The organism is Rhodopseudomonas sp. BAL398 (genome assembly GCF_033001325.1).
In the GTDB taxonomy this organism is placed as follows: Bacteria; Pseudomonadota; Alphaproteobacteria; order Rhizobiales; family Xanthobacteraceae; genus JARJEH01.
On sequence record NZ_CP133114.1, the window covers coordinates 1 to 19,407 of the forward strand.

At 58.4% G+C, this 19,407-nt stretch carries 17 protein-coding genes; 11 read left to right on the forward strand and 6 right to left on the reverse strand.

Annotated elements, in window-relative coordinates; all coding sequences use genetic code 11:
- Positions 1-1,156, forward strand: a 1,156-nt coding sequence (locus tag RBJ75_RS28445; protein WP_317529052.1) for an OpgC domain-containing protein, incomplete at its 5' end; no start/stop codon positions are given.
- Positions 1,157-1,410: 254 nt separating this feature from the next.
- On the opposite strand, the gene RBJ75_RS28450 is transcribed toward RBJ75_RS28445, so the two are convergent.
- Complete coding sequence (locus RBJ75_RS28450) at positions 1,411-2,061, reverse strand: methyltransferase family protein (protein ID WP_044409067.1); 651 nt, start codon at positions 2,059-2,061, stop codon at positions 1,411-1,413.
- A 545-nt stretch (positions 2,062-2,606) separates the two neighbouring features.
- Between RBJ75_RS28450 and RBJ75_RS28455 the strand changes: the two genes are divergently transcribed.
- On the forward strand, positions 2,607-2,996 hold the full coding sequence (locus tag RBJ75_RS28455) for an SPW repeat protein (protein ID WP_044409064.1): 390 nt from the start codon (positions 2,607-2,609) through the stop codon (positions 2,994-2,996).
- 256 nt (positions 2,997-3,252) lie between these two features.
- Here RBJ75_RS28455 and RBJ75_RS28460 read toward each other — a convergent pair.
- A protein-coding gene (locus RBJ75_RS28460) for an IS3 family transposase (protein WP_152647668.1) occupies positions 3,253-4,604 on the reverse strand; the annotation gives its coding sequence in 2 pieces (ribosomal slippage) (positions 3,253-4,268 and positions 4,268-4,604; 1,353 coding nt in all).
- Positions 4,605-4,624: 20 nt separating this feature from the next.
- On the opposite strand from RBJ75_RS28460, the gene RBJ75_RS29555 reads away from it, so the two are divergent.
- The 9 genes from RBJ75_RS29555 to RBJ75_RS28505 all read left to right on the forward strand — a co-directional run bounded on the left by RBJ75_RS29555 (position 4,625) and on the right by RBJ75_RS28505 (position 15,544).
- Entirely contained in the window at positions 4,625-4,948 is a 324-nt protein-coding gene (locus tag RBJ75_RS29555) for a hypothetical protein (protein ID WP_152647667.1), read from the forward strand.
- A gap of 1,374 nt (positions 4,949-6,322) precedes the next feature.
- Positions 6,323-6,877 (forward strand): sigma-70 family RNA polymerase sigma factor, encoded by a 555-nt coding sequence (locus tag RBJ75_RS28470; protein ID WP_044409056.1) that lies wholly within the window; start codon positions 6,323-6,325, stop codon positions 6,875-6,877.
- Positions 6,874-7,515, forward strand: a complete 642-nt coding sequence (locus RBJ75_RS28475) for an NrsF family protein (protein ID WP_044409053.1) — start codon at positions 6,874-6,876, stop codon at positions 7,513-7,515. Before RBJ75_RS28470 ends, RBJ75_RS28475 begins: the two co-directional genes overlap by 4 nt.
- Positions 7,516-7,813: 298 nt before the next feature.
- Positions 7,814-8,113 (forward strand): hypothetical protein, encoded by a 300-nt coding sequence (locus tag RBJ75_RS28480; RefSeq protein ID WP_056302046.1) that lies wholly within the window; start codon positions 7,814-7,816, stop codon positions 8,111-8,113.
- Between the two features lie 31 nt (positions 8,114-8,144).
- A complete protein-coding gene (locus RBJ75_RS28485; protein ID WP_044409050.1) occupies positions 8,145-8,405 on the forward strand; it encodes a hypothetical protein in 261 nt (86 codons plus the stop codon).
- Positions 8,406-8,721: 316 nt separating this feature from the next.
- The gene (locus tag RBJ75_RS28490) at positions 8,722-10,242 is read left to right on the forward strand and encodes an efflux RND transporter periplasmic adaptor subunit (RefSeq protein WP_044409047.1); all 1,521 of its coding nucleotides are present in this window, start codon (positions 8,722-8,724) and stop codon (positions 10,240-10,242) included.
- Positions 10,239-13,436, forward strand: coding sequence for an efflux RND transporter permease subunit (locus RBJ75_RS28495; protein ID WP_044409044.1), 3,198 nt, complete (start codon positions 10,239-10,241; stop codon positions 13,434-13,436). The genes RBJ75_RS28490 and RBJ75_RS28495 overlap by 4 nt, the downstream gene beginning before the upstream one ends.
- Positions 13,437-13,583: 147 nt before the next feature.
- A complete protein-coding gene (locus RBJ75_RS28500; RefSeq protein ID WP_044409041.1) occupies positions 13,584-13,976 on the forward strand; it encodes a copper-binding protein in 393 nt (130 codons plus the stop codon).
- Positions 13,977-14,398: 422 nt separating this feature from the next.
- Positions 14,399-15,544: an acyltransferase family protein gene (locus RBJ75_RS28505; RefSeq protein WP_173427338.1), complete on the forward strand. Its 1,146-nt coding sequence runs from the start codon at positions 14,399-14,401 to the stop codon at positions 15,542-15,544.
- A 32-nt stretch (positions 15,545-15,576) separates the two neighbouring features.
- Here the strand turns inward: RBJ75_RS28505 and RBJ75_RS28510 are convergent, their stop codons facing one another.
- From RBJ75_RS28510 to RBJ75_RS28525, 4 genes are read right to left on the reverse strand one after another with little or no spacing between them, the layout of a single operon-like run.
- Entirely contained in the window at positions 15,577-16,050 is a 474-nt protein-coding gene (locus RBJ75_RS28510; RefSeq protein WP_044409038.1) for a DUF411 domain-containing protein, read from the reverse strand.
- Between the two features lie 48 nt (positions 16,051-16,098).
- The gene (gene copD / locus RBJ75_RS28515) at positions 16,099-17,034 is read right to left on the reverse strand and encodes a copper homeostasis membrane protein CopD (protein WP_044409035.1); all 936 of its coding nucleotides are present in this window, start codon (positions 17,032-17,034) and stop codon (positions 16,099-16,101) included.
- Positions 17,034-17,399: a copper homeostasis periplasmic binding protein CopC gene (gene copC, locus RBJ75_RS28520; RefSeq protein ID WP_044409032.1), complete on the reverse strand. Its 366-nt coding sequence runs from the start codon at positions 17,397-17,399 to the stop codon at positions 17,034-17,036. The genes copD and copC overlap by 1 nt, the downstream gene beginning before the upstream one ends.
- A gap of 30 nt (positions 17,400-17,429) precedes the next feature.
- Positions 17,430-19,298, reverse strand: a complete 1,869-nt coding sequence (locus RBJ75_RS28525; protein WP_044409029.1) for a DUF4396 domain-containing protein — start codon at positions 19,296-19,298, stop codon at positions 17,430-17,432.
- Between the last annotated feature and the right edge of the window lie 109 nt (positions 19,299-19,407).

The following is a 19,407-nucleotide window of genomic DNA, read 5'->3' on the forward strand; positions in this document are numbered from 1 at the left end:
CCTTGACCATATACCAAACAACGTTGTCGCGTGGATCACGACCAGAAACTATGGCTTCAGCGATGCAGCGGAACTCTTCATATTTATGTCAGGCTATATGACATCTCTGGTCTGCGCGAACATCATGATTCAGCGCGGTTTTGTTGCGGGAACGTCTTGGTTGATGAGGCGCGTCTGGCGGCTCTACGTTGCACACATTTTCTTGTTTGTGTTGTATGTAGCCGTGATCGGCCATGTCGCACAAAGCTACGCTAATCCCGAGCTCATAAATGAATTCAATATAGCCGGGTTGCTGCACAACCCGTTCGATGTCCTTACCCAGGGCTTGCTCCTCCGTTTCAAACCCCTCAACATGGATGTGCTCCCCCTTTACATCGTGCTTTTGGCAGGTATGCCGCCAATTCTATGGCTTATGTTGCGATTGCCCAACGCTACGATGCTAGGATCATTGTGCATATACTTCGTTGCACGAGATCTCGGCTGGAATTTATCCTCCTACCCCCGGGGGGCGTGGTATTTTAATCCTTTTGCATGGCAACTACTGTTTGTCCTTGGTGCGTGGTATACCGTAGCTGCAATCCGATTGCGTCCCCTCACCAATTCGCGAGCCCTTCGTTACGTTGGAGCCGCCTATCTGCTGTTTTCGCTTGTGATGACGATGACAGTTCATATCCCATATCTGGCAAACGAACTCCCAAAATGGCTTTTTGACGCATTCAATCCTAACGACAAGACCAATCTCGCCCCTTACCGCGTGGTCCACTTCGTATTCTTTGCACTCTTTGTCACAAGATTTCTGCCGAGGAACTGGCGCGGTTTGAAATCTCGCATTCTTCAGCCTCTAATCAAATGCGGTGAGCAATCATTAAACGTCTTTTGTTCGGGAGTTCTTCTATCATTTTTGGCCCATTTCATATTGGAGACCGGCTCACGCACAGTGTGGACAGAAATCCTCGTCAGCGTAGCTGGGCTTTCGCTGATGACTGCAGTTGCGTACTTTGTGTCTTGGTCCAAAACATTGGATATACCACGACCGCTTTTCCTAGCGGGACGCACTGGAAAAGATGCGAGTAATGCTGCCAACAGCGATGATACTGAAACATCGACCAACCGTCCGACTTGGTTGGGCCGAATCGGCTTCTCTCACGAACGGTAGAAAACGGCGACATCAGGAAGCGCGGACGCTCGTTCTGGGCTAGCTATTTCGTTGAGTTTTCTACTGCGGCGGCGTCGATCAAGGTAATCGAATGCTCATCGACGAGCCCGCGGCGGTCATTGACCAGTCCCTTTCGCTTTCCTTGACCTCCGGTCCCCTTGCTCCATTCCGCAAAGAGCTTTCGCAATTTTGCGCGCGACGCTCTATCGCATGTCCAAATACACTGCTAAAATTTCTTTTTGTCGTCGCTCCTGCTATTGCTTCTCTCGAGACGGCCGGTCACCAAGAGCTGCACGCCAACAGCAACGATCCGGCAAGAACATCGGTACGCGCTTTTGATAGTTCTGATATTCATCGCCGAACCGTATGAGCATCTGCCTCTCCTCCTTTCGAGCCAGACGCTGGTAGGCGATGACGATGATAGGAAAGGCCGCAAGTGAAAATATTGTCGGCCAATGCACGACGCCTTCACCAAAAAGGGCGAGGAAAATGCCGCTATATTGCGGATGGCGCACAAAAGCGTAAGGCCCCTCGGAGGCGAGCCGTCTTTTTGCAGTCGCTCGATAAACCTCACGCCAACCTGCGATCAGCAGCGTGATCCCCGAAAATACAACCGTGTAGCCAATCGCCATCGAAACCGGCATCACCCACCAGTCGCCGGTTAGATAAACCCAGAGATTCTCGTCCCAAAAGTTGCCGGCGACGTCCAGACCGAAAATCCGCGTCAGTAGATAGATCGTAACGGGAAATCCATACATCTCGGCATAAAACGCAATGATGAATGCTTGCACGAGTCCCGCCCGGCTCCATTCACGCCAGTTGCTCGGCACGACAAGACGATAGAAAAACCATGACACGACGACGATCGAGATCGCTATGCCTCCCCAGAATATGTTTGCATGCATCCATCTGCCTCCGTCGTCGATACTCAATGATTCGCACGCCGTCGCGGATTTTCCCCGGCGATGCGACCTCCCGTAGTGTTTGCAGTCGACAGCTTGACCGCCGTCGGTTGGCCCCTTTGTGCTAGAGCGCGATCGCGATTTTCTCGTTCTCGCGCTGCAGATAGTTTGCCGGCGGCCGGTGAAACAGAAGCGTGCGGCGCGCACCAATGAATCGACCGCAGCTCCTCGGGTATCGCCATCCCTCGTGGGTTAGGGCAGTTGCGGTCCTTGCGCTTTTCCATTGCGCTTTGCATGCGCTTCTCAAATAAGTTCGGGTCAAGCGACCGCCCGGTTACACGAGATGAAGGCGAGAGCGGGATTTCTGCTGGCCACGGCTGTCTGGCCGCCGCGATTTCGGGGCGGGGCCGGCCCTGGCGACGATCGCATCGAACAGCGACGCCCGCTGCCCAACGTGACCGGTCCGAAAATCCTTGGAAAATTCCAGGTTAAAGGGGCTATAGTGTCATTGTAACTACATCGTGTGGCCTTCACAAAGCGAGGTCGCTATGCTCAAGCAAAGCTGGAAAACCGAAGCTATTATAGACGTCGCCAATCTCGCCCTGGGCGGGTTTCTGTTTCTATCGCCCTGGATATTCGGCTTCAGCTCTCGGCTCGGATGGCATACGTCTTGGATGGCCGGTGCCGCCATCGGCATCGTCGCTATTTTTTCGATTGCCGACCTCCTCAAGCCGGTCTCGATTCCGATGTTCTTCGAACAGGAGGAATGGATCAACCTCACTATCGGCGCGTGGTTGGCGGTCTGCCCTTGGGTTCTCAGCTTCCACGACGATGCCATGGCGATGCAGGTTCATCTCGTGGTGGGAATCATCGTCGCAACAATTGCCGTTGTCGAACTCTGGGCTCTGCATCACAGCTCGCCACATCAAAGGATATGATGCTTTTCGTGGCAGCATTCCAGTGAAAGCGAATGTTGAGGCTAGCGTTGCCGTGGGCGGAGCTGCAATGAAGAATGCCGTGCTACTGGGACTGGTCGCGTTGGGTCTCTTCCGCTGCCGCGTTGGCGGCGGATATGGTAAGGCCCCAAAGCGTTGCCATCTTCGTGGGATACCGTCACGGTTGTCCGTCGTCAGGCAATTTGAGACTGATCAGGCGTTTCGAGAAGAGAGGCTCTGGCTCATCAGGGGTTAGAGTTTAGGCTGCCTGCAGTCGGTGCTGCAAGCGACGGTTTGCGATGGTGGCAAGCTTGATGCGGTGTCGTTCGGCGATGATCATGTGTGCCCTGCCGAAGTAGACGTCGGCTGGTGTGACGTTGTCGATGCTCTCATGATAGCGGACGTGATTGTAGTGCTCGACGAAGGCTCCAATCTGTTGGTCGAGATCTCGGGGTAAATAGTAGTTTTCCAGCAAGATGCGGTTCTTCAAGGTCTGATGCCAGCGCTCGATCTTGCCCTGGGTTTGCGGGTGATACGGTGCGCCCCGCACATGCTTCATGCCCTTGTCTTCAAGCCAGTCGGCCAGGTCGCCTGCAACATAGGACGCGCCATTGTCGCTGAGCAGTCTCGGCCGGTGCACGACGGTGACGCTGTCGAGGCCAGATGCAGCCAGGGCCTGGTCCAGCGTTGCTGTGACGTCGGAAGCGCACATAGTGGGGCCGAGCCGCCACGCGACGATGTAGCGCGAGAAGTCGTCCAACACCGTCGACAGGTAGTACCAGCCCCAGCCTGTGATCTTGAGATAGGTGAAGTCCGTCTGCCAGAGCTGGTTGATGGCGGTGGTCTTGTCCTTGAACTCGTTCGCCGCCTTGATCACCACATAAGCAGGGCTGGTGATCAGGTCATGCGCCTTCAACAGTCGATAGACCGAAGCTTCGGAGACGAAGTATTTATTCTCGTCAGTGAACCGCACCGCTAACTCCCGCGGCGACAGCTCCGGGACTTGCAGCGCCAAATCGATGATCTTCACGCGGACGTTGTCCGGAATGCGATTCCAGACGCGATCCGGTCGAGAACGATGGTCGTTCAGCGCCTCGTGCCCTCCAGCCCGATAACGATCGTACCATCGGTAGAAGGTGGCGCGGGGAATGCCGAGCTTGTCCAGCGTGCGTTTGGCCGGCAGATGTGATTGTTCCACCAGCGCGATGATCTCGGCCTTCTCGGATGCAGGATATCTCATGCCTCGTCCTCCCCATCCCCGTTCATGCTTTTTTTAAGCAGACGGTTCTCCAGGGTCAGATCGGCAACGACTTCTTTCAACGCGGTGGCCTCTCGACGAAGATCCTTCACCTCGCCAGGCGTTGCAGCTCGCGCAGTGTCACCGGCCAATCGGCGCTTGCCGGCCTCCAGGAACTCCTTGGACCAACCGTAATACATCGAGGCGGCGATGCCTTCCCGGCGGCAAAGCTCCGAGATGTTCTCCTCACCGCGCAGACCTTCCAGCACGATGCGGATCTTCTCTTCGGCCGAGTACTGCCGACGCGTCTGGCGCCGGATGTCCTTCAGCACTTGTTCAGCGGGCGCTTTGCCCAGTCCGGATTTCTGTTTCATCTTCGCTCCTTGCGGCTACGATGAACCAGAAATCCTCCCTTCGTGAAGTCCTTCAATTTGTCTCAAGGGTGCTGACGGCGAACACCGTCACGGTAACCGGCCATCTGGAAGCCGGCGTCACGCTCAATGGGACGGGCCTTCGGACGGGATTAATTTCTGTCGTACGGCGCGGTGCTGCCGACGCACAAGATGCTGGCCGTCATGCAGGCGTGCGGCGGTTCTCCAATCGTTCAATGCTGTCAATCAATCCGTGTCCTCGGCCGATGGATGCGGACGATCGCGATTTCCCAACCAGTGATCGGTCGCAAACGCCTATGAACAATTCGATGCCGCCGGGTCGATGAAGCCGTCGTCCTCAGGGAAGAGCCTATAAAGTTCACGTTGTTGACATGCCGCGTAACCGGATATTTCACAGATCGTTACAGCGAGAGGAAAGAATCGGCCAAACAAACTCGCAGAGCGTAAAGTCGCGATCACGCGCTCCAGGGACACCAAGAAACCATAACCTCCTGCATCTCGGCAGGACAGAACCTTCCGATCTCACCAGGAAATGCAAAAGATCACGGCCGCCCGATCGCCTAACATTCTTGCGGGCATATTCGCCGGGATATCCTTCTGCGGTCCGTCATGCTTGTGTCCGTCGTGAAAACCAAGGTTGCGTTCCCAGAATGCGCGCGGTCAACGCCTAGTGCAGTGAAAATTAACATCGCTCAGGTTGAGCAACGACGTCGTTCTGCATCGGTCCTGGAATCAACCGTAACGACTTCAGCATGCTCCTGTCAGATCGCCAATATTCTCTTTTTATTCTCTCATGACCACGCAGTTGAAATGGCCCGCTATTGGGATCTAATCGAGCTTTGGATACTGAATCGCCATCCCGCATGAAAGATTCATGATGTGGGTTCGTTCCTGAGGGATGCCGTCATGCTAGGCGATGGGCACACCCGGAAATCAGTTCAACGAAGGCTTCCGCCGTTCATAACGTCGTACGTTTAGTACGCACGACCACATGCCTGTTTTCGGTCCGCCGCGATAGCTGCAAGTTTTCGGAAGCGAACGCAGGGTACCGACCCAGCCGTCGCGCGAGACTACGGAAGCCGCCCGCTCCGCAGGCTTGGTTCGGAGAGCCGAACCCATTTCGATCCCGTTCGTGTGCGCAAAGCTTGGCGACGCGGCAGCGATCAGCAACAGCGGCAGAAATGCAACCAGGCTTGATTTGCCCATTTTCGTCTCCCGGCTCGGCTTGATCGTCAGATCCTGAATGGATCGCATGTAGATGAGTTCGAGCGAGAGATCGGGCGGGTTACAGGTCACGACGATGTGAGCGCGACCGCATACTTTGGAGTCGGGCAGACGCGGCGACCGAGACGTGCCCTTCGTGCAAACCTCCCATATTCCTCAGTTCCGATCCCCCCGGGCCGCTCGGCCGGTTAACGTCGAAAGCCAGCTCTGTCGCCACAAGCGCCGTCTTCATCCAGAACCACTCGCAGAACTGTTCGATGGCCGAGGAATTCGTTGCGGCGCCGCAGCTTGCCCTCGTCAAAAGCACGCTATAATCCTCGGTCGGATCGAAGCGTTGAACGGTCTGATCGAGGAACCATGCCGATGTGCTATCTTTTTGTGATCTCTCCTGACCTCCGCCTGTCGCGGTCACTGCACTCACGATCCCGTGAGCGTGTAACCGCGGGCATTCTCCGTTCGAATCAAATGAGGGAGAGATGACAAAGGAGTCCGAGCTCAAAGCACTCATGACGGCGAGCCTCGAAGGCGATTCCAATGCGCATCGATCGCTGCTGACGGCTTTGAGCGGACATCTGCGAAGCTACTACAAGAGCAGACTTTTGCGATCCGGACGCGCGGCCGAAGAAACTGAAGATCTCGTGCAGGAGGCATTGATCGTCATCCATATGCAACGTCACACCTACGATCCGGAGCAGCCGCTGACGCCGTGGGTGTACGCTATTGCCCGCTACAAGCTTATCGACCATTTGCGACGCACCAGGACCACGACGGCGCACGTACCCTTGGAAAACGCCGAATACATCCTGGCATCCAACGACAACGCCGCCGCCGAAAGCCAGCTCGATCTCGCCAAGCTCTTTGAAAGGTTACCGGAACGAATGAGACTTTCGCTCCAATACGTGAAGCTCGACGGCTTGAGCGTGACCGAAGCCGCCGATCGTAGCGGGATGTCGCCATCCGCCGTCAAGGTCAACATTCACCGTGGGCTGAAGATCCTCACGGCATTGATTGCACGGGAGACCAAAGCGTGAAAACCAACGAATTGATTTCCATGCTCAGTTCGCAGGTCGACCCGGTCGACACGCGGGAGGTCGTCCGGAACGTCCGGAATGCAATCTTGATAGGAGCCGCGGCATCCCTGCTGGCGGTGGTCTTCGTCCTCGGCGTTCGCGCCGACCTCAGAGAGATGCACGCCAAAATCTTCCTACTCGCAAAACTGACCTTCAGTTTGTCAATCGTGATCTTGGCCTCGCATTACCTTGTCAAATACATCCGTCCTGGCGGCGAATTTGGGGTCCGGTTTGCCGTCACGGTCCTGCCGTTTCTCGCGTCCATGATCATCGCAGCCATCAGTCTTGCCACGGCACCGCGGTCGCACTGGGAGACCATGGTGTTCGGCAGTTACTGGCTCGAATGCCTGATCGCCATCCCCACGGTGGCGGTCGTACCGTTCGCCGCAATCATGGCGGCGGTCCGCCTCGCGGCCCCGACGGATTTGGTCCACACCGGTGCGCTCGCCGGGCTGGTCGCCGGCGGCGTCAGCGCGACCGCTTATGCTTTGCATTGCATGGATGACCTGCTTCCCTTCATTGCGCTCTGGTATGGGGGCACGATCGTGTTGTGCACGGTCGCCGGCGCCGTGCTCGGCCCCAAACTGCTGCGTTGGTAGGCTGGCATTGGGCGCGCCCGGGCATTGCGCGGTGGAAAGACCAAATTCTTACTTCGTCTACACCAACATGAATGCTGAAGGTCGCGGCGGCGGCGATGAGTGCAGCCACGATGGAAGACGGCATATCACCTGTTTGTCCGTGCCGAGAAAACCGCTCATCCGGTCGATCTCACGAAGGCGTGAGCATGTAACCGGCGTGCGCCCCTTCGCGAACTAATAGATGACGCTCGCCCTCTGAAGCGGGCGCCCAAAGTGCAATTGTCGTGCATGACAGGAGACCATGACAGGAGACGCGACCATGACGTGGTTGACGTCGGCGTTGGATAGGCGAGATCTGCGCCGTCGGATGCCCGGCACGTTTGGCTTCCGCAGCCGCACGTTGTGGCTGATTCTGGCCACGTCGGCGTTGCTTGCCGGAGCCGCGCTCGGCTGGCCTTGGCTCGTTGCGTCGGGCATCGGACCGTTCCTGCTGCCCGCACTCCCCTGTCTGGCGATGTGCGCCCTGCACCTGTGTTCTCGTGGCAATGCCTCGGGATGCGACCGACGCGAAGCGTCGCAGTCTGCACCAAACCGCACCGCAACTCGCGTTGACCAGTGACGCGAGTCCAAACTTTAGGAAAGGCAACAAGATGAAGATCACCACGCTCATCCCGCTCACATTGATTGCGTCCTTGGCGGCTTCCGCAGCCGTCCGGGCGGACGAGACGTCGACGCCGCCGAAGAAACCGACGGAAAACAATCAACCCATGATGGGCAACGGCTCACAGGGAATGATGAACATGATGGGCCAAATGCAGCAAATGATGGAAAGCTGCAATCATATGATGAAATCCAGCAACGAGCGTCACGACAAGCAGAATACGCCGGAACAAAAAGACGGCCGCGGATGAAACCAGCCGCGGTGGACCGTTCATCGCCGCCCTATTGTTTCGCAGCACGAAGGACCACTTGGGCGAAGCTTTCACGTCGTCGTGAATCTGTAACCGGTTCGGTATGCGGCGCGAACTAACAGGTGGTTCGTCTGCAAGCTCGTCTTGCCTTGCCGACGAACCGCCTCGGGTCCGGGCAATGGTTCGTGGGGATTGAAGGATCGTCAGATCATCCCGGGCGGGGGGGACGGCTCGCGATCTCCTTCCGAACGTCGAGCGGTCGCCAGAGGGTTCAATTGCATTCTTCCGCGCAAGCCGCATCAGGGGCACACTATTGATGGACAAGTTGACTGATTACCATCCATTCGAAGATGGACATATGACGCGCCGCGCCCGAGCCGGAAGATCGACCGCGAAACGGATCGTGCTCATGGTGTTCGCGATCAGCGCCCTCGCCGCAACGCTGGGACTTGGCTATCGTCTCGGCCACTCCGATCCGGCGTTGCCCGACTGGATCCCGCCACGCATCGCAGCCATGCTCGGATCCCACCCCAGCCAACCCGCAGGCTCAGGTCCGGTCATTTACTACCGCGACCCCGACGGCAAGGCGCTCTATTCCAAGGATGCCAGGACGACGCCGGACGGGCGATCGTATATCGCCGTTCATACCAGCGAAGACGTCAGCTTCGACAATCCTCGGGAAACCGCAGCGCCAACCCAGGACGCCAACTCCGGAGCCAAGCGAATTCTCTTCTATCGCAATCCAATGGGTCTTCCCGACACCTCTCCCGTCCCGAAAAAGGATTCGATGGGAATGGACTACATCGCCGTCTACGAGGGTGAGAACGACGCCTCCACGATCCAGATTTCACCGGGCAAGCTGCAGCGCACCGGCGTGCGCTCCGAGCCCGCCGCTCTGCGCACCGTGACGAGGCCCATCCGCGCCCCCGGAACGATCAAGCTCGATGAGCGGCGCGTGGCCGTCATTTCGTTGCGGGCGCAGTCGTTCATCGAAAGCGTCGAGAACGTTACGACAGGCGATCATGTCACCAAGGGACAGCCCCTTCTGAAACTTTATTCCCCGGATGTGGCATCCGCCGGCGCCCAATATCTCTCCATCGTCGGGGACAGTGCTGGAACAGCCAATCTCGCGGGGCGCAAGCAACTGGTCGAGGGCGCGCGGCGGCGACTCGAAAACCTTGCCGTGCCCGCCGACGTGATCGCCGACATCGAACGCACCAAAACGGTGCCGCTGACCATTACCTGGACGGCCCCCCGCGATGGCGTGATTCTGGAACGAACGGCGGTCGAAGGCATGCGGGCGATGCCGGGCGACGTGCTGTTTCGGCTGGCCGACACCTCCGTGATCTGGGTGATCGCCGACGTCGCCGAACAGGATATCGATGCCGTGAAGATCGGCTCGGCGGCAACCATCAAGCTCCGCAGCCTGCCGGGACGTGAATTCAAGGGATCCGTCGCCTTGATCTATCCCCAGGTCAACACCGAGACGCGCACCACCAAGGTGCGTATCGAACTACCCAATCCGGACGACGTGCTTCTTCCCGACATGTTCGCCGATGTTGAAATCGCGTTCGGTGCGGAAAAGCCCGTGATCGCGGTACCCAACGGCGCGGTGATCGATACCGGAGCGCGGCAGATCGTTTTCATCGACAAAGGCGAAGGCCGTTTCGAGCCGCGTGAAGTCAAGGTCGGCACGCACGGCGAGGACTACACTGAGATCCGCGAAGGGGTCGGCGAAGGCGATCGCGTTGTCGTTGCCGCCAACTTCCTGATCGATGCCGAAAGCAACCTGAAATCCGCCTTGCAGGCATTTACAGACGGAGAGAAATCGAAATGATCGCCCGCCTGATCGCCTGGTCGGCGCGGAATCTCATGCTCGTCCTGATCGGGACGGTATTCGCAGTCATGGCGGGCATCTATGCGCTGCGCACCCTGCCGCTCGATGCCATCCCCGATCTCTCCGACGTGCAGGTGATCGTCTACACCGAATATCCCGGGCAAGCGCCGCAGGTCGTCGAGGATCAGGTGACCTATCCATTGACCACCGCGATGCTGACGGTGCCGAAATCGAAGGTGGTGCGGGGCTTCTCGTTTTTCGGCGTGTCCTTTGTCTACGTCATCTTCGAGGACGGCACGGATCCCTACTGGGCACGCTCGCGCGTGTTGGAATATCTCAACACCGTAGCGCGCCGGCTTCCTGCCGGCGTGACACCCACTCTTGGGCCCGACGCAACCGGCGTGGGCTGGGTCTACCAGTACGCCGTCGTGGCCAAGAACATGACCCTCGCCGAACTGCGGTCGGTCCAGGACTGGATCGTTCGGTATGGCATTTCCAATGCCGAAGGCGTTGCGGAAGTGGCCAGCGTCGGCGGCTTCGTCAAGCAATACAACATCGTCGTCGATCCGCAGAAATTGCGCGCCCAGGGCATCTCGCTGGACAAGCTCCGCAGTGCCGTCCGGGCGAGCAACATGGATGTTGGCGGTCGCACCGTGGAACTGTCGGAGTTTGAATTCGTCGTCCGCGGCCGCGGCTACCTCAGGGGCATCGAGGACATCGAGAACATCGTGCTGAAGACCGACGCGGGGGCTCCGCTTCGATTGCGGGACGTTGCTCGCGTCGAACTCGGTCCGGACGAGCGGCGAGGAATTACCGAACTCAACGGCGACGGAGAGGTTGTCAGCGGCATCGCGTTGCAGCGGTTCGGCGCCAACGCCCTCACAGTCATCGACAACGTGAAGGCGCGCCTCGCCGAGATCGCTTCAAGCCTGCCCAAGGGCGTCGAGATCATCTCGGTCTATGATCGCTCCGAACTGATCAAGGCGGCCATCGAGACCCTCAAGGGCACGCTGCTCGAAGAGAGCATCATCGTTGCCTTCGTTTGCTTCATTTTCCTGCTTCACCTGCGCAGCGCCCTCGTGGCCATTCTGATGCTCCCCGTCGGCATCCTGATGGCCTTCGCCGCCATGAAATTCATGGGGCTCGGCGCCAACATCATGAGCCTTGGCGGCATCGCTATCGCGGTCGGCGCCATGATCGACGCAGCGATCGTCATGATCGAAAATGCACACAAGCACCTGGAGCGCGCGGAGCCCGGAACGCCGCGGACGCAGATCTTAATCAATGCGGCGAGCGAGGTCGGACCATCGCTGTTCTTCAGTTTGCTGGTGATCACCGTCTCGTTCCTGCCGATCTTTACCCTGGAGGCGCAGGAAGGACGCATGTTCGGGCCGCTCGCCTACACTAAAACATTTTCGATGGCCGCGGCCGCCCTGCTCTCGATCACGCTGGTGCCTGCCCTGATGGTCATCTTCGTCCGCGGGCGCATCATCTCGGAACACAAGAATCCGGTGAACAGGTTCCTGATCTGGGTGTACCGACCGGTGATCCGGTGGGTTCTCAACGCCAAGACATTGACGATCGTGTTTGCGCTGGTGGCGCTTGCGGTGACGATTTGGCCTGCCCGCCAACTCGGCAGCGAGTTCATGCCGAGCCTCAATGAAGGCACGTTGATGTACATGCCGACGACGCTGCCCGGTCTGTCCATCACCAAGGCGGCGGAGCTGTTGCAGACTCAGGATCGCATCATCAAGTCGTTTCCCGAAGTCGCGTCCGTCTATGGCAAAGCGGGCCGCGCCTCGACCGCGACCGATCCGGCGCCGACCGAGATGTTCGAGACCATCATCAATTTGAAGCCGAAATCGGAATGGCGGCCCGGCGTGACGATCGACAGTCTCAAGGCCGAGATGGACAAGGCGCTCCAGTTTCCTGGGGTGTCGAATGCTTGGACAATGCCGATCCGCGCTCGCATCGACATGCTGTCGACCGGAATCCGCACCCCCGTCGGGATCAAGATTTTCGGCAAGGATCTTGGAGAAATGGAGAAGATCGCCCGCGAAGTCGAAGGGGTGGTCAGATCGGTGCCCGGTACCTCAAGCGCCTACGCGGAGCGCGTGATCGGCGGATACTATTTGGAGATCATCCCCGATCGTTTGGCGTTGGGTCGCTACGGGCTGACGATCAGTGATATCCAGGACGTGATCTCCACGGCACTCGGCGGTGAAACTGTCACCACGACGGTCGAAGGCCGGGAGCGTTATGCCGTCAACATCCGGTACCCGCGCGCGTTGCGCTCCAGCCCGCAAACGATCAGCACCGATGTCCAGGTGCCGCTGGCGGCCGGCGGAAGCGTTCCGCTCGGCCAGGTCGCCAGCGTGAAATTGACCCGCGGCGCCACGTCCATTCGCACCGAGAACGGTCAACTCGCGGTTTACATCTACGTCGACATTACCGGTCGCGATCTGGGCGGCTACGTCGCGGAGGCGCAGCAGGCGGTCGCGCAGAAGGTCAAGTTTCCGCCGGGCTATTATGTCTCTTGGAGCGGGCAATTTGAATATCTGGAGCGCGCGGAAGCGCGGCTAAAGATCGTCGTGCCGGTGACATTGCTGATCATCTTCCTGCTGCTCTATCTTAATTTCCGGAAACTGGCCGACACCCTTATCGTGATGTTGTCGCTGCCGTTCTCGCTGGTCGGCGGCATCTGGTTGATGTGGTGGCTGGGATTCAACATGTCGGTCGCCGTCGCCGTTGGCTTCATCGCGTTGGCCGGCGTCGCGGCCGAGACCGGCGTCGTCATGCTGATCTACCTCGAACAGGCCATGGCCGAATTGAAGGCGGAACGCGCGGCTACCTGCGAGCCTTTCACGCGCGTCGATCTGTACGACGCGATCATGGTCGGCGCGGTGGACCGGGTGCGGCCCAAGATGATGACGGTCGTCGCTATCATGGCGGGCCTGGTGCCGATTCTCTGGAGCACGGGGACCGGCTCGGAGGTCATGCAGCGCATTGCCGTGCCGATGATTGGCGGCATGGTTTCGTCGACCGTGCTGACCCTCGTGGTCATTCCCGCCATCTTTGCGATCGTCAAGGGATACGGGTTGCCAGCCTCGCCGTGGCACGGCGAAGAGAAAGACGGTGGACATCGGAATTTGACGCCGACGCTAGACCTGCATCGTGCGGAGAACGTGCAATGATGGAAGAGCGGCCTCACAGAATTGCGCGTCGGAAACGGCGGCAATGGACGCGAAGACGGTCCTAGCGGCTCCCGTTCAATCGTTCATCACCAGCAACCCACGCCCTCGTGGTCTCTGCCAATCATCAAGCCAAACAGGAGAATATCTATGTACTTCGTCGACAACCATCGCTGGACCTCGCGTCCCGGGGTTCTTGCCGCCGCGCTAATCAGCGCAACCCTGACGCTGCAGATAGGCTCCGCGTCCGCGCAAGGCGGCACGGGCATGTCTGACATGAAGAAGATGGCGCCGATGAGCGACGCGAAGGCCGCAAAGAGCGCGACCGCCACCGGTACGGTCACGGCGCTAAACGCCGCGGATCACAAGATCACCTTCGATCACGGTCCGATTCCCGCCATCAACTGGCCCGCCATGACGATGGAGTTCGCGGTTGCACCGTCGGTCGATCTCGCAAAGGTGAAGACCGGCGACAAGGTCAATTTCACCCTGAGCGGCTCCGGCGGCACCTATACCGTCCAGTCGATCACGCCGGCGCCTTGACGCACGCGGCGGACGGAATCGGATCGCACAAGCCCTGGCCGCGAACGAGTCGTATTCGAGAACTGCGGCCATGGCCGCGGTTGTCGAAAACCTGTTTCGATTAGGGGCAGCAATTGTAACAGTCGCACGAAGCCAGGAACGACGCTGGAGCTGGAAAACCCAAAGTGAATATTTGGCAAATGACTGCCTGGACAGGCGTGCCTTCAATTCAACCTTTCAGAAATGCCTGTCGGTTAAGATTTCAGGGGCGCTCGGTCGTCGCCTTTCCGATGAGAGAGGTCGGCGACCCGCTTCCGATCAAGTCTCTCAGCTCGCTCGCGTCCTCGTAGATTCATACCGTTGGCGCACTTCTTGCTGATGATTGAAGCGGCGGTTCATGTCGTAACGATCCGGCACATCACGCCGTTCAAATAGGTGGGAAGATGGCACTAACCCGTGTCGGAGACATTCTTGATCCGAAACAGAACAACTTTACCCTGTTACGTCTACTGGCCGCCTCGGCCGTGGTCATTTCTCATGCAGTTTTCTTACACTCTGGTCACAAGGCCGATGAAATCCTTTCGAGCATCACCTACTTCAATCTGGGTGATCATGCCGTCAATGTGTTTTTCGTTCTGTCCGGCTTAACGGTTGCCGGAAGTTTCGCTAAATCGCCCTCTATCACTGAGTTTACGATTGCGCGCGGCCTCAGAATATTTCCTGCACTCGGGGTCTGCGCACTGCTCCTGGTCCTCGTAGGAGCAATCGTTACGACTTGCACACCGACGCAATTCCTGTCGGACACCCGTGTTTGGCGGTACGGCTTGAGCACCCTGCTTCTGGGTTCCGCGGCCACAGGTTTGCCCGGCGTTTTCGGCGAGAACCCACATCCTTCCGTCATGAATGCATCGATCTGGACGCTGAAGTATGAAGCGGCGTGCTATTTGTTGCTCGCATTTGTCGGATGGCTTGGGTTTCTGACCAAACGGCGGTTTGCTTGGCTGCTCGGCCTCTCGTGGGCTATTGCGGGAGGAGTTCTGTTCGTTCGTTTCGGACACGACACAACCCCTCTCGATCAGGCGGCGCGCTTTTGGTTGTGTTTTTCTCTAGGCATCGGATTTTATGTTTTCCGGAGCCAGATCGTTTTGTCTGCCTTCGGGGTGGGCGCAGTATCCGTTTTGTTTTGGCTTACGATTGGATCTCCTCTTGAGCGCATCGTTTCGCTTTTTGCGACAGGGTACGCAATTGTCTGGCTTGGAAAACTGCCCATCGGTCGTCTGCGCAGCCTCACCAATCGCATCGATCTTTCCTATGGCATTTACATATTCGGCTGGCCAATCACACAAACATTGATGTTGGTGCAGCCAAGCATCAGCGTTTGGTTGCTAACACTGCTTTCGCTGATGTTGGCCATGGCTGTCGCACTTCCATCGTGGCTGTTAATCGAGCGACCTGCTATGCGCGCGCGCAGAACCATCTCGACTTCAATTGAAGTACGCATTGACCGTCTGCGTCAGCGATTAATATCAAAACCCATGGATGAGACGGCACAACATACAAGGTCGATGCAGCCAATTACCGACAAGTAGGTCCAGCTAAATATTTGGCTGCTCGCACCACTTCACCCAACGGGACGCACGCCTTCGAATTCCATGTACGCGCGTCGACCGCCCGGCCCGAACAGAACAACGGCATATCGTTCGGGCGTGCCGCCCTCCATACCGGGCGACCCCACTGGCATTCCCGGGACCGCCACGCCTGTCGCAACGGGGCGCTCTTTCAATAGGCGCTGAATAGCCGCCGCCGGAACATGTCCCTCGATGACGTACCCGCCCGCCTCGGCCGTATGGCATGCGGCGAGATCGGTCGGGACGCTCAAGTGCTTTCGGATGCCCTGAAGGTTTCTCTCTTCTTGAACCGCGACGCTGAACCCCGCAGATTCCAGATGCCGCACCCAGCCTGAGCAGCAACCGCAACTCGGATCCTTGTGAACACGGATAATGGTGCTCTGTGCAGCGTCGGAAACCGCCGGAGCGATCAATGCCACCGCGACAATTCCCAGTGCGCTCCGCCGCGATAAGTTACCTGTGTTCATCTTGAGCCTCCTTCCAAGCGGATCATCCTTTACATAATCCCATTGTCACTACCCGGCGGCCGGCTGCATCGTGCCGAGAATGCTGACCGCCAGGAGAACCATCCATCCCAAGAACTGCTCTCCAAGCACGTGGTTGCGCAGCCTGGCGGACGACCTCGTCAATCCCTCGGCCGCATCCTTTCGAATCCTGCCCATCGACGGAACGAGCCAGAATCGGTTCGCAATCGCAAGCGCGAGCATTCCACCGAACAGGGCAAGCTTCCCGAGAAGGATTTGGCCGTACGGCGTGTTCAGCAATCCGGACAGCGATCCGACCAGAAACCAGCTATTGACGAAGCCGGACCCGATCAACGCGGCGACTGCAAGATATCCCATGCCGGAGAACCGCATCAGAATTCGATCCATGTCCTTCGGTCCGACGTTCAGGTCCGTTCCGAGGTAGCGATGCAGGATCAACGCCAATGGAATGAGGCCGCCGAGCCAGACTCCGGCGGCAAGAAGATGTACGGCATCGGCAACAATGTGCATGACGCCAGCCCAGCCTTCCTCAATCTGGGCGTGACCCGTCCCCGCCAACGATGCCAAAAGGATTGCGGCCAGGAGTGGCATCATCCAATTCTGATGATACGCCGTCCCCTTCGAACGGAGACCCCGGGCCGCCACGCCAACCATGAGGGTCGCAAGGAGCATGCGCAGAGTCCAAACAGTACCAAAACCCGTGTCGTGGACGACCGCCCACAGCGTCTCCGCATCGAGGAGATCAGCCATGCTGCCGCTCATATTCGCGGCCGCAAACGCAAACCAGCATAGGCCGCTGAACAGTGCTGCAACGGCGATCCACAAAATCCAGCGTTGCCGCCAGCGGCCCAAGACGCCCGGTTCGGCTCCCGCGTAGGCATAGAGCGGAAACAACGACAGCCCCGCGAGGGCCGTTGTCGCCAGATAGTGCAAGAACCGCGCGATGATGAGTCCGGCTTCGATCATCAGCGGGTCACGCTGAACGAATAGGTGCCCTTGACGCGATGGGTGTCGTCCGAGACGGCGTGCCAATCGACCTTGTACTCGCCGGGAGACAATTCCTCCTTCACCGGGACCACCAGCCGCTTCTTGTCGGCCGGGTCTGCCTGGGATTTCCCGGTCGCAATCGTTCGGCCCGCTTTGTCCTTGATTTCGATTCCGGAGAATTTCGGTATCACCACTTCATTGAAGGTGATCCTGATCTGCTTGGGCGACGACGTCGTCGCGCCAGCGGCGGGTTCGGAGGTCTCGAGTTGCGGATGAGCAACGGCTGCTCCGCCTGAAAAGATTGCTGCGATCAATGCAATGGCGATCGTTGAAGCCTTCGACATTTGTTTTCCTGTTTGCGGTGAAGCGGAAGCTCATTTCACGTCGAGAACGAGCATCAGGCCTCCGCCGCCCTGCTGCTCGACATTGTTGTTCGCCGTGTGATGCGGGATGTGGCAATGCACCAGCCATTTGCCGGGTTTGCGCGCTGTCCAGATAACGTCATAACGCTGGCCGGGTCCGACATTGACGGTGTCCGCCTGATATCTGGCACCTTCGTTCAGGGTTACGCCATCGACGGCAACGACCTCGAACGGTCCGCCGTGAACATGCATAGGATGCACGAAATTATTGTTGGTGCCGATGAATCGCAACTTGATGGTTTGACCGACCTTCATGGCAACGGTATCGGTCGAGGGATAGGCCTTGCCGTTAATGGTGAAATAGTTCGGGAACGCTCCCTCCATCAGCATGGCCGGATAGGTCAACCACTCGCGTTTGAGCCATTCCTGCAGCTGGATCGTGTAATCGAGGTCGGCTTTGACTTCGGCACCGGGGTCCTTGGGCGCGATCAGCAACGCGCCGTAGAGTCCCAGCGCCTGCTGGCGATCCGGATGGTCGTGGCTGTGATAGAAATACGTGCCGCTTTGCCCGACCGTGAATTCGTAGGTGTAGGATCCGCCGGGCGGCACCGGTTTCTGGGTGATCTTCGCCGGACCATCCATCTCGTTCGGGACGATCAGCCCGTGCCAATGAACGGTCGTGGTTTCCGGAAGCGCGTTGTGGAAATTGATGCGGACGTGATCGCCCTCGGTCAACTGCAACCGCGGTCCGGGCACCTGGCGGTTGTAGGCGTAGGCTTCGACCGCAACGTCCGGCAGAATGTTCCATTGGATGATGGAAGCTTCGATATCGAATACCTTGACCCCGTTCTCGACGCGCGGTTCGAGCACGCGGTCGCCCTTGGCATCGGGCGGCGCCTTATAGACGACCTGCCTTGGCTTGACCGCCGCCATGTCCTTCATCGCCTCGCCCGGAAGATCGAAGGTGTTGATCATGCCCGGAGGCATGATGGCGCCGTCTACGTCGCGGACGCTCAGACCCAGGTTCACAGAAAATCCCGGCACCACCATTCCGGAGATCAGAAGAAACGAAGTTACCCCGGCCAACGCGACCAACTGCGGGACCGTGGCCTCGCTGCCCATCCGGTGACCGCCCCCATGCTGCATTCCGCCATGGTGTCCGGCTTCGCTCTGTTTCCCATATGCTTCCTGACGCGGCTGCGACGCCCCGCCCTCTGCCCGCACGGTCATCAGACCATGTTTGATCTTCTTCTTCACCATCCAGACGTTGAACGGGTACGCCGTCGCAAACCCGACCATGACGCCGAGCGACATCACGCCCCAGAAGACCAGTTCGAGCGGGTCCATGGCGCGCATGTCACGGCCCATCATCAGCAGGCTCATCGTCGGCGCCATTCCCGCCATCATGGCGTTCATGCTGATGAACTCGGGCATGAAGCTCTTGCGCACGTTCTCCCAGTACGTTCCGCCCATCATCTTCTTCATGAACAGGGACTGGAAGATGAAGAGGCCGAACGTGAACCCGGCAACGTACTCGACAATCAGGTCGATCCACATCGGAAGGCCCAGGAGCGCCGTTATTGTGGCCGCGAGGATGATCCCAGTGGCATCGCCGGCGACGCAATGGATGGTGCTTCCAATCCCCTGCTTCCACAGCGGAGAGGTGAACCGCTCATGCTCGCCGGGATGCGGCTCTTTGTCCGCCAGCACGTAAAGTAGCAGACCGAACGGTCCCATGTAGAGCGTGACGAGGATGAAGCCCCACTTCATCACCGTCGGCTCAGGATTGCCGTTGAACTGGTCGAAGGCGACGTACGCGGCGGAGGCAACCGCGATGACGAACCATGCGATCAGGAAATAATCATAAGGAAGCGCAATCATAGAGACCTCGCTTAAGCCCAGTCGCTGCGCGTATTGATTCGCATCGACCGTAGGCTGGTTACCGGTTGTCCTTTAAACGTCCGAGACGTCGTATCGTTCTTCGCAGCTA

Excerpts from the sequence above, each read along its gene's own strand:
- RBJ75_RS28450 (WP_044409067.1), bottom strand. The coding sequence starts at position 2,061 with ATGCATGCAAACATATTCTGGGGAGGCATAGCGATCTCGATCGTCGTC.
- RBJ75_RS28485 (WP_044409050.1), top strand. The coding sequence starts at position 8,145 with ATGAAGATCACCACGCTCATCCCGCTCACATTGATTGCGTCCTTGGCG.
- RBJ75_RS28495 (WP_044409044.1), top strand. The coding sequence starts at position 10,239 with ATGATCGCCCGCCTGATCGCCTGGTCGGCGCGGAATCTCATGCTCGTC.
- RBJ75_RS28490 (WP_044409047.1), top strand. The coding sequence starts at position 8,722 with ATGGACAAGTTGACTGATTACCATCCATTCGAAGATGGACATATGACG.
- copD (WP_044409035.1), bottom strand. The coding sequence starts at position 17,034 with ATGATCGAAGCCGGACTCATCATCGCGCGGTTCTTGCACTATCTGGCG.
- RBJ75_RS29555 (WP_152647667.1), top strand. The coding sequence starts at position 4,625 with ATGAACCAGAAATCCTCCCTTCGTGAAGTCCTTCAATTTGTCTCAAGG.
- RBJ75_RS28480 (WP_056302046.1), top strand. The coding sequence starts at position 7,814 with ATGACGTGGTTGACGTCGGCGTTGGATAGGCGAGATCTGCGCCGTCGG.
- RBJ75_RS28500 (WP_044409041.1), top strand. The coding sequence starts at position 13,584 with ATGTACTTCGTCGACAACCATCGCTGGACCTCGCGTCCCGGGGTTCTT.
- RBJ75_RS28470 (WP_044409056.1), top strand. The coding sequence starts at position 6,323 with ATGACAAAGGAGTCCGAGCTCAAAGCACTCATGACGGCGAGCCTCGAA.
- copC (WP_044409032.1), bottom strand. The coding sequence starts at position 17,399 with ATGTCGAAGGCTTCAACGATCGCCATTGCATTGATCGCAGCAATCTTT.
- RBJ75_RS28455 (WP_044409064.1), top strand. The coding sequence starts at position 2,607 with ATGCTCAAGCAAAGCTGGAAAACCGAAGCTATTATAGACGTCGCCAAT.
- RBJ75_RS28505 (WP_173427338.1), top strand. The coding sequence starts at position 14,399 with ATGGCACTAACCCGTGTCGGAGACATTCTTGATCCGAAACAGAACAAC.
- RBJ75_RS28510 (WP_044409038.1), bottom strand. The coding sequence starts at position 16,050 with ATGAACACAGGTAACTTATCGCGGCGGAGCGCACTGGGAATTGTCGCG.
- RBJ75_RS28525 (WP_044409029.1), bottom strand. The coding sequence starts at position 19,298 with ATGATTGCGCTTCCTTATGATTATTTCCTGATCGCATGGTTCGTCATC.